The sequence below is a fragment of the Henriciella mobilis genome, assembly GCF_003576285.1.
Classification (GTDB): Bacteria; Pseudomonadota; Alphaproteobacteria; order Caulobacterales; family Hyphomonadaceae; genus Henriciella; species Henriciella mobilis.
Window position 1 is genome coordinate 446994 of the sequence record NZ_QWFX01000006.1, and the last position, 14259, is coordinate 461252.

Annotated in this window: 13 protein-coding genes; 7 read left to right on the top strand and 6 right to left on the bottom strand. The window is 59.1% G+C overall.

Going from position 1 to position 14259, the window contains the following annotated elements:
* Nucleotides 1-41: 41 nt before the first annotated feature.
* A complete protein-coding gene (locus tag D1223_RS06980; RefSeq protein WP_119375696.1) occupies nt 42-482 on the top strand; it encodes an NtrZ family periplasmic regulatory protein in 441 nt (146 codons plus the stop codon).
* Here D1223_RS06980 and D1223_RS06985 read toward each other — a convergent pair.
* Nucleotides 479-1117, bottom strand: coding sequence for a thiamine phosphate synthase (locus D1223_RS06985; RefSeq protein ID WP_158588427.1), 639 nt, complete (start codon nt 1115-1117; stop codon nt 479-481). The two genes, D1223_RS06980 and D1223_RS06985, sit on opposite strands and share 4 nt — an antisense overlap.
* Here D1223_RS06985 and D1223_RS06990 point away from each other — a divergent pair.
* Complete coding sequence (locus tag D1223_RS06990; RefSeq protein ID WP_119375697.1) at nt 1116-1784, top strand: YggS family pyridoxal phosphate-dependent enzyme; 669 nt, start codon at nt 1116-1118, stop codon at nt 1782-1784. The two genes, D1223_RS06985 and D1223_RS06990, sit on opposite strands and share 2 nt — an antisense overlap.
* Here D1223_RS06990 and D1223_RS06995 read toward each other — a convergent pair.
* Complete coding sequence (locus D1223_RS06995) at nt 1781-2290, bottom strand: L,D-transpeptidase family protein (RefSeq protein WP_233349443.1); 510 nt, start codon at nt 2288-2290, stop codon at nt 1781-1783. The genes D1223_RS06990 and D1223_RS06995 overlap by 4 nt on opposite strands.
* A gap of 107 nt (nt 2291-2397) precedes the next feature.
* Here D1223_RS06995 and D1223_RS07000 point away from each other — a divergent pair, with 107 nt between their 5' ends.
* Nucleotides 2398-3087, top strand: a complete 690-nt coding sequence (locus D1223_RS07000) for a response regulator transcription factor (RefSeq protein ID WP_119375698.1) — start codon at nt 2398-2400, stop codon at nt 3085-3087.
* Here the strand turns inward: D1223_RS07000 and D1223_RS07005 are convergent.
* Together D1223_RS07005 and D1223_RS07010 are read right to left on the bottom strand one after the other, a co-directional pair.
* The gene (locus D1223_RS07005; RefSeq protein WP_119375699.1) at nt 3084-3899 is read right to left on the bottom strand and encodes an exodeoxyribonuclease III; all 816 of its coding nucleotides are present in this window, start codon (nt 3897-3899) and stop codon (nt 3084-3086) included. The two genes, D1223_RS07000 and D1223_RS07005, sit on opposite strands and share 4 nt — an antisense overlap.
* A gap of 70 nt (nt 3900-3969) precedes the next feature.
* On the bottom strand, nt 3970-4839 hold the full coding sequence (locus D1223_RS07010) for a DUF3108 domain-containing protein (RefSeq protein ID WP_119375700.1): 870 nt from the start codon (nt 4837-4839) through the stop codon (nt 3970-3972).
* 215 nt (nt 4840-5054) lie between these two features.
* Between D1223_RS07010 and rpmB the strand changes: the two genes are divergently transcribed.
* Both rpmB and cobS read left to right on the top strand, forming a co-directional pair.
* Nucleotides 5055-5348 (top strand): 50S ribosomal protein L28, encoded by a 294-nt coding sequence (gene rpmB / locus D1223_RS07015; RefSeq protein ID WP_119375701.1) that lies wholly within the window; start codon nt 5055-5057, stop codon nt 5346-5348.
* A gap of 290 nt (nt 5349-5638) precedes the next feature.
* Nucleotides 5639-6622 (top strand): cobaltochelatase subunit CobS, encoded by a 984-nt coding sequence (cobS, locus tag D1223_RS07020; protein ID WP_119375702.1) that lies wholly within the window; start codon nt 5639-5641, stop codon nt 6620-6622.
* Between the two features lie 6 nt (nt 6623-6628).
* On the opposite strand, the gene D1223_RS07025 is transcribed toward cobS, so the two are convergent.
* On the bottom strand, nt 6629-10267 hold the full coding sequence (locus tag D1223_RS07025; RefSeq protein WP_147372708.1) for a hypothetical protein: 3639 nt from the start codon (nt 10265-10267) through the stop codon (nt 6629-6631).
* Nucleotides 10268-10404: 137 nt separating this feature from the next.
* On the opposite strand from D1223_RS07025, the gene cobT reads away from it, so the two are divergent.
* Both cobT and D1223_RS07035 read left to right on the top strand, forming a co-directional pair.
* Nucleotides 10405-12417, top strand: a complete 2013-nt coding sequence (cobT, locus tag D1223_RS07030) for a cobaltochelatase subunit CobT (protein WP_119376073.1) — start codon at nt 10405-10407, stop codon at nt 12415-12417.
* Nucleotides 12418-12558: 141 nt separating this feature from the next.
* A complete protein-coding gene (locus tag D1223_RS07035; protein ID WP_158588428.1) occupies nt 12559-13527 on the top strand; it encodes an esterase-like activity of phytase family protein in 969 nt (322 codons plus the stop codon).
* On the opposite strand, the gene D1223_RS07040 is transcribed toward D1223_RS07035, so the two are convergent.
* Nucleotides 13524-14222 (bottom strand): Fe2+-dependent dioxygenase, encoded by a 699-nt coding sequence (locus D1223_RS07040; RefSeq protein ID WP_233353070.1) that lies wholly within the window; start codon nt 14220-14222, stop codon nt 13524-13526. The genes D1223_RS07035 and D1223_RS07040 overlap by 4 nt on opposite strands.
* Between the last annotated feature and the right edge of the window lie 37 nt (nt 14223-14259).

Below are 14259 nucleotides of genomic sequence, written 5' to 3' on the forward strand. Positions count from 1 at the left end.
TAACGCGTTTTACTGCTTAATTGGGGACGAGAAGGTGAGTCATGCGACTGAGAATAGCAACAGTTTCAGCGATTGCGCTTTGCGCTGCGGGCCATGCGGTCGCGCAGGCCGAGCCCGTTGAGCTGGGTGCTCCCACGGCTGCAGAGACTGACGAGGCTGAGCCCGACTGGTATCGCCAGTTCACTTTGAGTTCGCCGTCAAGCGAAATGCCAATCTGGCAGACGAGCCCGAGCAAGGAAGTGCGGCTTGCCTGGGTCAAGGGCGACAAGTGGCAACTTAGCGTCGACCTAACGTCTCGCCCAGACGATTCGCCGCTGGCCCGTGAGGAAATGCGCGCCGGTGCAGAGTTTCGTATTACGCCGCGCATAAGTGTTGGCGGTTCCGTCAGTGTTGGCGCGAACGAGCTCAACGGAGCTTTCGACCAGTTGCAGGATGAGGCGGTTGAAACTGGCATCCGTCTGCGGTCTGCTTTTAAGTTCTAAGCTTCCGGCCTGTAGACTTCGCCCAGTCCTGATACCGAGGCGAAGCCCGACAGTTTGCTGACACGCTCGGCATTTTCTGATGTGACCCCTCCCAGCGCGTAGACGGCCATTCCGGCGTTGCGCCCGAATGAGGCAAGCCGTGAAAGCCCGATTGGCGTTCCTGCGCTTGGGCTGTCAGATCGGAAAATCGCAGATACCAGAATCGCGTCCATCCCCAGGCATCGCGCGCGGCGCAACTCTTCGACTGAGTGGACGCTCATTGTCTGTATGCCAAGCTTCTGGGAGCGCAGGACTTTGGTGGCGGCAAGTGTAAGCCGGGCAGGCCAGTGAACACCGCCCGCACCAATACGGATAGCAAGAAGCGGATCCGCGCTCACGATAAGCTGCCGAAACTGTGCGCGACAAAGTTTGCCCAGCTGCGGCGCGAGTTTTAATTGGTCAGGCCGGCCGAAATGCCTGAACAAGACGCCAATTCCATCGGGCAGCGCCTCAATCGTTTCAAGCAGGTCAGGCGTTCGTTCGGGATCGGTGACGAAAAGCCCGGCCGGCAAAGATGGCTGCAGGTGGCCTTGCGCGATACGCACGGCATTCCTGAACTTGCGGTCGGCCGCAGCTTCATGCTTCATCGCGCTCATGCCTAGCACTGCCCTTGCCGATACGATAGCCGCCAACCGCGCCTCCATCCAGTCTTCGATCGGGGCGGTCGCCGATCATCCTGTCGAACTGATCGCCGTATCCAAGCGCCAGCCCGATGAGCGAATTGAAGCAGCGCTTGAATGCGGGCACCGGATTTTTGGTGAGAACCGTGTTCAGGAAGCTCAGGAGCATTGGGGCGGTCGTCGTGATATCGAGGGATTGACGCTCCACCTCATTGGGCCGTTGCAAAGCAACAAATCCGAGGATGCGGTCGCATTGTTCGATGTTATCCAGACAGTCGACCGGCCGAAGATTGTGCGAACACTTGCGCAGGCTGCAGAGAAGATCGGTCGCACACCGGATGTGTTTATCCAGGTCAACACCGGCCAGGAGCCGCAGAAGGCCGGCGTGTTGCCGTCCGGCCTGGCTGACCTCGTCGCCCTCACGCGAGACACCTATCCTGGGCGACTGGTTGGTTTGATGTGCATTCCGCCGGTCGATGAGCCGGCCGGGCCGCATTTTGCGTTGCTGTCGAAGCTGGCGGCGCGGCATGGACTTGAGAAGCTCTCAATGGGAATGAGCGCCGATTACGCTTTGGCAGCATCATTCGGTGCGACTCATGTTCGTGTGGGCAGCGCTTTCTTCGGCGAGCGGGAATCCGACTAGTCAGCAATTTCAAGGATGCTGCCCGGACCGCAGCGCGACAGCACTTCCAGCATGTCGGACTTTGAGACCGCAATGCAGCCCTCGGTGCTGCGATAGTCGTCATGAGCCAGATGGAAGAAGATGGCGCTGCCGGCGCCGGGGATAACGGGCGCAGAATTGTGGTCGAGTTCGACGATGACGTCGTAGACCGGATCCTCGCGCCACAGACGTTCGCAACTCGCAGGGTAAGGCAGGCGGACTGGCCTGTTGTACATGGGATCGTTCGGTGCATCGCACCACCCATCATGGGGCCGCAGCGGGACGGTCGTCAGGCCGGTTTGGGGCCGAGCCAGCCGGTCGGGCCGCCAGAACACTCGTTTCATTGCCCAGAGTCCAACGGGCGAAGCGCCGTCACCTTCAGCCTTCACGCTCGCATCGATCATGCCGCTCTTGCCATAGGCGCAATTCATGGCAAGGCCCTCGCCCACGAGATTGCCATTTCCAGATGCCCTAAAGTGTGCCGTCACGAGATCGCTCCCAAAAATGTGATATGACCGTCATCTAAAGATTTGCTGATAGCGTGCATCCGGTTTGCAACGCAGTTTCATTCACTACCCAGCCTTGGAGATGGCCAATGATGAGCAAGAAGACAATCCTGCTTGTCGATGACGACGAAGACCTGCGCGCTGCTCTCGCCGAACAGTTCGGGGTACACGACAGTTTCGAAACTGTAGAAGCGGCAACAGCATCCGAGGCTCTGTCCCGAGCGGAAAGTGACCGCCTCGACCTCATTCTCCTTGATGTCGAACTGCCTGACATGGATGGTCGCGAGGCCTGCAAATTGATGAGGGCCCGCGGTGTGCGTGCCCCGATCCTGATGCTGACGGGCCAGGATACAGACGCCGATGCCATCCTCGGCCTCGACTCTGGTGCGAATGACTATGTAACCAAACCCTTCCGCTTTTCAGTTCTGCTCGCGCGCGTGCGAGCTCACCTTCGCAGTTTCGAGCAGAGCGAAGATGCGACTTTCATGCTCGGCCCGTACGAGTTTCATCCGGCGATGAAGCTGTTGGTGCGCGAGGATGAACGCAAGATCCGGCTGACGGAGAAGGAAACCAACATCCTGAAATATCTCTATCGAGCGGGTGGAAAGTCAGTGCCGCGCGATGAGCTTCTTTCAGAGGTCTGGGGTTACAATGCTGCGGTCACCACTCACACGCTGGAAACGCATGTTTACCGGCTGCGCCAGAAGATTGAACCCGATCCCGCCAACGCCAGACTTCTTCTCACGGAAACCGGCGGCTACCGCCTGCACGCCGGTTAGGGGCGCTGAAAGCTCGAACTGACGGGCGCGTGGTCGGATGGCTTCCAGCCGCCGCGCCAAGCCAGGTGGATCGAATAGCTGTCGAGGTCGGCCAGGCCCATGGCCGCATCATTGGCCCAGATGTGATCGAGCCGGCGCCCGCGATTGGATGCTGCCCAGTCCTTGGCGCGGTAAGACCACCAAGTGTAGAGTTTCTGGCCGTCGTCATGAAGTTCCCGCGCGATGTCAAAAAAACCTCCCGCCTCGCGCGCCTTTTCAAGGGCTTCTGTTTCCGCCGGTGTATGCGAGACGATCTTCAGCAGCTGCTTGTGCGACCAGACGTCATTCTCGTGAGGCGCGACATTCAGGTCGCCAACCAGGATTCGGGGGGAGGCGTCTGACGCCAGCGCTGAGTAGTCACGCGCCATGCTGGCCAGGAAGTCCAGCTTGTGTGCAAATTTGTCGTTCTCGTCCGGATCCGGTACGTCGCCGCCAGCCGGCAGATAGATATTGTGAATCTCGAAGCCCTCAATCCGCGCTGCTTGTACCCGGGCATGTCCCTCCCGGCAAAGCGGCTGTGGTTCAAGGGTTTCGATCGGGTGGCGCGAAACGATTGCGACGCCGTGATGTCCGCCGCCCTGCCCCAGAACCTGGTGATGAGTGTATCCAACCTCATTAAAGGCCTTCGCCGGAAACTCGCCGGTCTGGCACTTGATCTCCTGAAGGCAGAGAACGTCTGGTGCTTCAGCTTTGAGGAATTGCTGGACATTCGGCGCGCGCAGGCGGACCGAATTGATGTTCCAAGTGCTTATCTTGAAGGGGTGGAGAGCCATAACAGTGCCCTTAGCCCGCGCCGCCACTTCTGGTCAACGCGGGCGCGCAGGGCCGCCGGGCGCCTCGAGACTAGTTCGACCCTGCGGCGACTTCCGTTTCCAGCGGCTCGAATTTCAGCTTCGAAACCTGCAGCGTCACGGTACCAATCTTGTCGGTGTCCGCTTGGATCTTGACGGGCATGATTGTGCCGTTCGGCAAGGGCGCCATCCACATCCGGAGCGGGCCATCGATACCGGTGAGCGTATCCTTGTTGGCTTCGCCCTTCTTGTATCCGGCGATCTTGTCCATGGAGACGTGGCACTCATAGGCCTCACCCTTGAAACCGTCCGTCTTCACCTTCTTCAGGCCGTGGTTCTCGAAGTGAAGCCAGGTCAGCTGGCGCCCGTCGAAGATTTTCATCGGTCCGCCGCATGGGTCGTCGCCCGCGGCGCGCGGAATGAAGCCATGTCCGAGAAAGGCGGTCAGCGGGTCGCGCGCATCGAGCTTTTGCTCGGGCGTCGCCGGCGGTTCGCCAAGATTGCCGAACGCTGGGGTTGCTGTCATTGCAACATCGCTTTGCCCATAGGTCATCTCGACCCGACGGTTTTTCTTGCCGTCATTGTTCTGTGAGACATAGGCGTAGGTCTGAAGTTCATCGTCACGAACGTAGCCACTTGCAGCGAGATCCATGTCGTAATTGACGAGGATGTCAGCGAGACCGGTCGTCTTCACCTTGCCCTTGATGGCGTAGGTGTTTGGCTTCATGTCCAGCCGGAAATTGGCTTTGCCCGTAATCGGTATGATCAGCGCCCATGCTGATGCCTTGACCTCGTAGGTCATGCGAATGGGCTCACCAGACTTGATGGCGGTAAGCGGGGATGCGTCTGGCACCGTGTCGGCCATGACGGCTCCGGCCGAGACAAGGGCAACGAGACTGGTTGCAGCGATCAGTTTTTTCATGGTCGCGAATGTCCTTCATTATCTCCTATCGACCGATAGACCCTATATGTGCCTTCCAGAATGAGACCTGAACAGGGGGGCCTTCCATTTGCCGCAAATAAATCACTGTTGCGCCATGCCGCTGATGCTGAGCCTGGCGGTTGACGGATGCCGCCGCGCCGCGTATGAGCGCCGCTTCAGATTTACTCCTATCACATAGATTGAGCGAGCGCCCCATGGCACGCGAATGCGAACTTTCTGGCGTCAAGCCGATTATCGGCCACAATGTCAGCCACTCGAACATCAAGACCAAACGCCGGTTCCTGCCGAATCTGGTGAGAGTTACCTTGCGCTCCGAAGCGCTGGACCGTGCCTTTCCGATGCGGATCGCGGCCAAGACCCTGCGCACCGTCGACAAGTTGGGCGGGCTGGACGCTTACCTCGCAAAAGCGAAGGACGAAAAGCTTTCCGAGAAGGCACTGAAGATCAAGCGCGATATCGCGAAGAAGGCAGAGGGTGTCGAAGCCTAATTGCCTTCGGCTCACGAAATAAAAATGCGTCCCTTGGGGCGCATTTTTTTTGGCCGATCACCAGCGCGGAGCCAGGTTGCGAGATTGTCCTGGGTCATTTTTCACTGCGAGCTGCAGATCCTGTCCTTTGATGGGGTTCCTCTTCCAGGCCCTTTAGTGACAGTCGCTCTCGCCAAAGTCGTCTGGAAATCGGGTAATTGATCTTTACGCTGCGTCGCACTAGTCGCATTCCATTCGCGTGTTAGAACCCCATCTCACAGACGAGAAGTGATGTTCGGAGAAAAGATGCTATGAGCCTGACCAGCGACACGGATGCTCTGACCGGCCTTGAGCCAACAGAAGAAATCAAGGTCCGAGACGTTTTTGGCATCGAAACGGACATGGTCGTTCATGGCTTCAAGGAGAAGACGGAGTACGTTCCGGAAATCGATGAAGCTTACCGGTTCGATCCCCAGACGACGATGGCGATCCTTGCCGGGTTCGAACACAATCGCCGAGTGATGGTTCAGGGCTATCACGGTACCGGCAAGTCGACCCATATCGAGCAGGTCGCCGCGCGGCTGAACTGGCCGATGATCCGGATCAACCTCGACAGCCATGTCAGCCGGATCGACATGGTCGGCAAGGACGCGATTGTCCTGCGCGACGGCAAGCAGGTGACCGAATTCCGTGAGGGCATCCTTCCTTGGGCGCTGCAGCGTCCGGTTGCGATCACTTTTGACGAGTATGATGCCGGCCGGCCTGATGTGATGTTCGTTATCCAGCGCGTGCTGGAGGCCTCGGGCCGCCTCACCCTACTCGACCAGAACCGCGTCATCTCGCCAAACCCCTATTTCCGGCTGTTTGCAACCACAAACACGGTCGGCCTTGGCGATACGACGGGTCTTTACCACGGTACCCAGCAGCTCAATCAGGGCCAGATGGACCGCTGGAGCATTGTGACCACCCTGAACTATCTCGAGCACGATGCCGAGGTGGAGATCGTTGCGACCAAAGCACCAGACCTCGACAAGGAACTGCTGTCAAAGATGGTGCGGCTGGCAGATCTCACACGGAACGCTTTCATGAACGGCGATATTTCGACCGTGATGAGCCCGCGGACGGTGATCACTTGGGCGGAGAACTACAAGATCTTTGGAGACCTCGGTCACTCATTCCGGATGACCTTCCTCAACAAGTGCGACGAACTTGAGCGGCCACTGGTCGCAGAGATGTACCAGCGTTGCTTCAATGAGGAGCTGCCGGAAAGCGCGTTGATGGTGCGTGTCGCCTGACGCCCGTCAGTCCTCGCCTCGTTCCTCGCGAGGTCTGAAATCCTGCCGGACCAACCTGAACGGCTGATCGTCCCAGCCCCGGTCGACCTCCTGCAGGACCGAGCAGGACTGGAATTCCATCTTCATCGGTTGCCACTCCGGATACCGTAGCGGTTCGTTTTCTACGACGAGGTTGAAAGGTATCGCTTCGCCATTGATGAAGATTTCATGCGGGCCGGTTGTTGCTTTTGGCCAGACGTTCAAATTCACCTGAATGCCGCGAACGCCGCCCTGGTTAATGCAGACGCCCCAATTGGGGTGGCTTTCATAGCCGGTTTCGCCGTCCCATTCGCAGACATAGCGCATTCCGCTCACTTCGATGTCTCGATAACGCGGCATGAAAACGCGCTGCACGCCCCACAGGTTTGGCCCGAAGAATCGGATGCTGAAGCCTGAGCGATTGCCGCGCATGTGATAGGTCGTGTTGCGCCACTGGGTGCGCACTGTGACAGGCTCGCCAACCGGCTTTCTTTCGATCTCGTCGCCATGGCGCACTTCGACCTCGTTGATCGCGCTGTTGATCCTGACCCAGTGTTCCTCACCATTATCCTCGTCGCTGTATCGCCATGAGCCACGAATCGAATTGTCTGAGGCCTGAAGCGTGGATTTGCCGCCCCAGTTCCCAAGGTGGGAATAAGACCAGTCAACAGTCATTGCGCCGCCGGCAGACATGGTAATCTCGTCAGACGAGCTGCTTGAGCCGTCGGGCTGGAAAAGGATGGCCTTCCATGCGGCATCAGGCTCGCGCTTCCAGTGGTACCAGCAGCCATCTTCGTAGTCCCAGCACTTGCGAGACCCGCCCTTGGTCAGAGCAACCAACGCGGGCGTTTCGTCAGAATTGCTCCAGGTAACGAACCAGTTGCCTTCCAGTTTGATTTGTGGATCGTCAGCTGTATCGGCGTAATTGGGCATGCGATCGAGCGGCCGAGAGTCGGGGTCGTATTCCATCGGACGGTGTTCCGGCGGAGGCCTGATAAAGCGCTCGCCGATGATCACACCATCCTCAAAGCGGCCGCGGAAGGTCTGGCCCTCTTCGCCATCTTCCTCATTAATGCACTCGTCGCCTTCCGCATCGATCTTGCGGGCGATGATATCGCGTGGCGTGTCGTCTTCCTTCAGGTCGATTTCGACACGGACATAGGGTAGTTCGCCCCCGCACTGGAACTTGTTGGAATGCCACTTGCCTTCAAGCACTGCCTTCGCGCTTGGGGCTTCGGCTTCCAGGCTCAGAATCGGATCGACGCCGGCGGCCGCGAAATCGGTCAGTTGGCTCCAGTCGAGGACATAGGCCTCGCTGGTTTCGTCGCCGTCAATTTCGCCGACCTGGGTGCGCGCCAGAACTGGCCCGGCGAGTGGATGAGCGCTGCGGTGGAATGCGTAGGCCTCAATGGAGTCGACAACCCAGTCCTCTGCGATCGACCGGCCGAGCGCATCCGTGAACTCGGAGGCCGGGCGCTGTGTTGCCTCATCCATGCCGGTGACGAATTCGGCCATGAGTGTTCGGCGGTCACCGATGGTTTCGTCATCGCTTTCGTAGACGGCGGTCGATAAAACCAGGATTCCTTCGGGCGGAATCTTGATGGTTCGACGGGTCTTGTCATTGGACGGGAACGGTTCCTCTTCATCATCGTCCATGTCTTCGAAGGGCGCAGACAAATACGTGTAAGACTGGTTCTGCAGGCCGTTCAGTGGGGCGATATGAAAAATGACGAATGGCTCGTCGGAATCCGAACCGCGGTCGACCTCAGATTCCTCGATTGTATGGAGCTTGACGAGCCTCACCTCCGCGGCGACCCAGCCATCTTCGCGTTCGTCTTCCGTCAGCGTGGATGAACGGTCACGGATGGTGAAGTGAACAGCATGGTGGCCTTCATCGCCACCATCGACATCCAGCGAGTCTGAAAACTGACCGCCACTCATGCGCTTCTTCAGTGTTTCGGCGGTATAATTTCTGTTCCGCGAACCGACGAAGTCGGGTTTGCCGCCAATCAGGCTGATCAGCGCCTGCCGTGCATCTGTCAGTGTTTCGCTGACGCCGTTCGTAAAATCAGTAGCCAAGGCATCGAGGACATCTGTGAAACCGGCTGATTCGTTGTGTAAGGCGATCGAAACCGGACGGGATTGAAAAGGGCCGATAGTGTAGACGTCATCGTCCCCGCGTTCGAAGTCATTGTAGACTAGCAACCGGTTTGTTGTCCTGCCGTCCTTGTCGTCGGTGGGCAGGTAGTCCAGCAGGACATCTTGCGTGCCGCTCTCTGTGGTGACGCGGGCATAGATATCCGCATCGGTGCCCGCGCCGATTTCGTCGGCGGTGCGAATTCGCAGGCGCAGGAACCATCCGCGAGCCGCAGATGCCGGCTGATCAAGATCCCGGCGCGGATTGCCAATCGGGTAATCGCCAGCGGCCAGGAACTGGTAGGGCAGCTTGGAGAAGTCCTCGAACTGAGCGTAACGGGCGGCATCTGCTGAGCCGCGGGTCTTGAGCTTGTTCCAGAAGGCACCCTTGCCGAGCTTGTTCATCTGGGTTTCGAGATAGTCGGCCCATTCCTGCGTTGCGCGGATCGCGACGTCCTTGCCGGCCGCGAACACAAGGTCGGCATCTTCGTGGCCACCCGCCTGGCAGACCGAGCCGCCCTCCGATGCGATGATGGTGGTGCAACGCTCCTTCGGAAAATGGATACCGTCCTTGCCATCGAGAAACTGCCCGTCTGCGCCGATCAGCCCCCGATTGGGAGCCTGTGCGCGGGTGAGGGCGGTATTATCGATGGCAATGCCCGGAGGGTTGGTCCAGATTGTCGTCTGGCCGTCTGAGACTGGGTCTTCCAGGCGGGCGATCACCTGCTCTGCACCGCTGCAGGCGCGAAACTTGTCGCAAATGCTCGTATTCTGGAGTGGGGACAGACCACCACACAGCGTGCCGAGGGCCGAATCCATGTCGTCGCCCCGCAGGATGCTGCACGAGAGCGAGTATGACCCGTGATGAGCCGGTGCGCCGGAGGACGCCTTTTCATAAGCGCCCGAGTATAGATTCAGGCGGTCGCGCTGGTCCTTGGGTGTCTGAAAGTAGGTCAGGCATCGATAACGCGTGTCGGATTCCCAACTTGAATGGGAATAGAAGTCCTGCACGGAATGAAATGAGACACCGAGAATGTTGTGGCCGGCCGCGATCCCTTCATTCTCCGGAAGCTCCGATGCCCAGACCAGGCCAATGAGCGTGCCCATCGCATAGCGCTCCCAATTGGCCTGCAAACCGCTATTGGTAAACGTGTCGTCGAAGTGGAGCTTCGCGAGATCCTTAAATCCAACCAGGGCCGCTTTGGTGCGCTGGATCGCAGCGCTTTGATACGCGCCTTGGGCCCAAAAGACTGGATTATAGAGATAGGAATCGATGAAATCCGCGTGCCAGGCAATCGATGCGGCGGCGCTTGCCGTAAACTCGACGGGCGGATCAGCGTACAATGCGTCTGCCCCGGTCAGGGCACGTTCGGTGATATCTTCATGATGCCAAGGGTGTCCCTGAGCGACATCCTCACCCCCAAACCCCCAGCTGGCCATAGAAAAAACGGTCGCGCCCGCCGCCAGCGGAATCCACTTTCTTGCTCTCATTTTTGCGTCCCCTCCTGACACGCGAAGTTTTTATCATAATTCCCCTGAAGGGCATAACGCTGCGGAGGGCGGATTCCTGTCTGCTTTTCCCAGCGTTGCGTCTTCGCAACGGCGTCATGGCACGCTATGTGATTGCTATGGCCAAGACCGACGATACGCCGTTCGAACTCTTCAAGCAGGCGCTTGCTGCAACAGCCAAGGCGATGAGCCAGACGCGTGACGTCGAGGCATCGTTCAGTGCGGAGGCCGGACGAGCCGAAGGCGATCGGCTGGTCCTTCAAACCCCGCCTCGTGAACTGACTGAACAGCAGGCTGCCCGCGCGCGCGGCGAGGCCGACGCGTTGTCGCTTCGCATGGCGCACCATGACCCCGTTGCCCATAATGCTGATCGGCCTCAAGGTGAGATGGCGCGCCAGGTTTATGATGCGGCAGAACGCGCCCGGATCGAGTCGATCGGCTCTCGGGCCATGGACGGCACGGCCCGCAACCTCGATGCGGCGCTCGCTGCACGGTGCGAGAAGGCTGGCTACACGCGTATGGAAGACCGCACCGAAGCGCCCATCGCGCCGGCTGTCGAATTCCTGTTGCGCGAAAAACTAACAGGTCGCCCGCTACCGCCTGAAGCTGAGGGCATTGCCTCGATCTGGCGCGACGAGATCAATGAGCGCGGTGGCGAGTCGCTCGAAACGCTGGTCAATCAGCTCGATGACCAGCGAGCTTTTGCGAAAACCATTCAGAAGCTCATCAAGGATCTGACCGAGGGCGACGAGTCCGGTGAAGACTCTGAAGACGAAAGCGAGACGGAAGACGAGGCCGAAACCGAAGAGCAGAACACCTCAAGCGACGAACCCGATTCCGGCGAAGACACCGAGGGCACCTCCACCGAGGAAATGGAGGCTGGCGACAGCGACGAAGTCGAAGGCGAAGAAAGCAATGTCGAAGTTGATGCTGACGCCGAGGCCGAAGGTGACGAGGACGTCGACGAAACCGATGACGGGTCGAAGCCGCTGCGGCCGAATTTCCGCGACGGCGATGAAAAGCAGTCCTTCGTCTACCGGGTTTATACGAAGGCCCACGATGAAGTCGCCAATGCGCCGGATCTTTGCGATGCAGAGGAGCTGACGCGCCTGCGCGCCTATTTGGACCATCAGTTGCAGTCGCTTCAGGGCGCCGTTTCGAAGTTGGCAAACCGGCTGCAACGCCGGCTGATGGCGCAGCAGAACCGGTCCTGGTCCTTCGACCTTGAGGAAGGTGTTCTGGATACAGCGCGCCTGACCCGGGTGATCACCGATCCAACTGTCCCGCTTTCGTTCAAACAGGAAGATGATAGCGAGTTCCGCGATACCGTTGTCACGCTATTGCTGGACAATTCCGGTTCCATGCGCGGCCGCCCGATCATGGTTGCGGCACTCTGCGCCGACATATTGGCCCGCACGCTGGAGCGTTGCGGCGTCAAGGTGGAGATTCTGGGCTTTACAACCAAGGCCTGGAAAGGCGGCCTGTCCCGGGAGGACTGGGTCAAGGCGAACAAGCCGGCTGGCCCGGGGCGCCTGAATGACCTGCGCCACATCATTTACAAGTCGGCGGATGCTCCATGGCGCCGGGCGCGGAAGAATCTCGGCCTGATGATGCGTGAGGGGCTTCTGAAGGAAAATATCGACGGCGAAGCGCTGCTCTGGGCACATGACCGACTGCTCGGCCGCCCGGAACAGCGCAAGATACTGATGGTGATTTCGGACGGGGCGCCAGTCGACGATTCCACGCTGAGCGTGAATGTCGGAAACTATCTTGAGCGCCATCTCAGACAGGTCATTGCCGAGATAGAAAACCGCAGTCCGGTCGAGCTCATCGCGATCGGTATCGGCCATGATGTGACAAGGTACTATCGCCGGGCCGTGACCATCGTTGACGCCGAACAGCTCGGTGGCGCGATGACGGAGCAGCTCGCCAGCCTCTTCGATGAGAAAGGTAACGCGCCAGACCCGACGGCGATGTCCGTGCCGCCTCTGCGTGGTGAGACGCGAAGCTTTTCAAGCGGCGTGTCCGGTTCAGGTGCGGGCGGACCGCGCTATGGCTCGAAAGTCGGGTCCGGACGCGATGTGCGTACGACAAGTTTCCAGGAGATTGCCCGGAAGGCATCCAAGTCCTAGGCCGCTTAGCCCGGCCGTCGCTTGCAGGGAGCGTGAGCCATGAGGGTGTCGGCGTGTATGGGTCTGGCTCTGTCGGCGTTGATGGCATGCAGCTGCCGAGGAGCTGCGCCTGAACAGTTCGCGCCGCTTCCTGATGAAAATGTGTGGCGTCTTGCCGATCATCGCCAGGACATCATTCGCCAGTCATGCCCCAATGGTCCGGACGACGGCTTTGAACTGTCGTTTCTTTTGTCGGCTGAGCCCGTTTCGTTGGGCGAGCCGGACGCGGTAGCCAAGGCCTTTCCCGGTATGGACTTTCTTGGCGGCTGGACCTTGTCGGCCTCGCCCAGCTCGTTCGGCGGCTTGTCGGGACTGAAAGTCATGACGAGCGGCAACCTGCTGGCAATTTCTGATGGGGGCGCGTTCGTCGAAATCGGCTTTGATCAGGATGCGCTTGCTCCCACAGAGCGGGCTGACCTCGCTTTTCTGCGGGATGAGAGCGGCGAAATCCTGACGGGAAAGCTGGCGGCCGATGCCGAGGGCCTCGAACTCTCGGGTGATATCGCGCTTGTCAGTTTTGAGCGGCATCACCGCGTCATCGCCTTTGCACGCGATATCTGCGGGAGCAATGCGCGGGCCGTCCCTGTCGCCGAGATCCCCGACGCGCCACCCTCGCTTGGATCGTCAATCCGTAACAATTCCGGCGCCGAGGCGCTTTCCATGCAATCAGGCCGGCTCATGATCGGACTGGAAAGCGTGATCGACCAGCTCGGACCTGTTGCAGTCGTCGATGCTGGCGGCGAGGTTCAATTTGCCGCCCGGCCCTGGCTGGACGGCGAAGGCTTGCCGCTCGTCGGCCTTGATGCGCTGGATGGCACGCTCTTCAGCCTGCACAGGGCTTATAACCCTCTGACGGGCAATTCGATTTTGGTTTCAGAGACTGCAGACGATGGCACAATGCGCGTGCTTGGGAGGCTGTCCAAACCGCTGACCGTCGATAATTTTGAGGGGATTGCTGTCGTGGATCGACCAGATGGTGAGCGCCGGCTCTTCATCATCGCTGATGACAATTTCAGCGACCGCCAGCAGACGCTTCTATTCGCATTCCGGCTTCGACCGCGCGGCAGTTAATCCGCCCACATCCTTGTGAGATTGGATATCGACTTGTCGAGCAAAAGCCGCTGGTCGGCATGGGCCGCCTTCAGGCTTGAGCGGACGGTTTCGAGGTCGAACAGGAGTTCGCGCTGATCGGCCCGCTGGATCCGGCTTTCGATCCAGCCAATGCAGGCAAGCCTCGATCCCGACGTGACAGGCCGGACCTGGTGAATGGCGCCGGAGGGGTAGAGGATCAGTGTCCCGGCTTCTGGTTTAACGTCGATGTCGCCGGCAGACATGGCAAGGTTCAGCTCTCCGCCGGAATAGGAGCCAGGATCCGATAAGAACAGTGTGAAGGACAGATCGGTCCGCAACTGGTGCCCATCCCTGCCCATGATGGCATTATCGACGTGAAAGCCGTAATGCCCGCCATTCTCCGTTCGGCTGAGTATGAGACGAGAGAATCGTTTTGGCCGGGCGAGCCGCTTGACCAGGCTGCTTCCCGAAATGGCGCGCATAAGGAAATCGTGGACGCCCAGACCCAGCTCGTTGTTCATGTCGGCTTGAAGGTTCGATTTTACCGTCTTTGCTGTGCGCCCTGCAGTCGAGCGCCCATCGGCCCAGTCGAGCTGGCCGGCTTTCTCCCCAACCCTTGCGACATCTTCCGCAGTCAGAAGGCCGGGCACTGAAAAATACATGGAACCGCCGTTGAGCTTGAGAATGAATTGCATTAAACGAACGTTACTATAGAGACATCCCAGACATTCT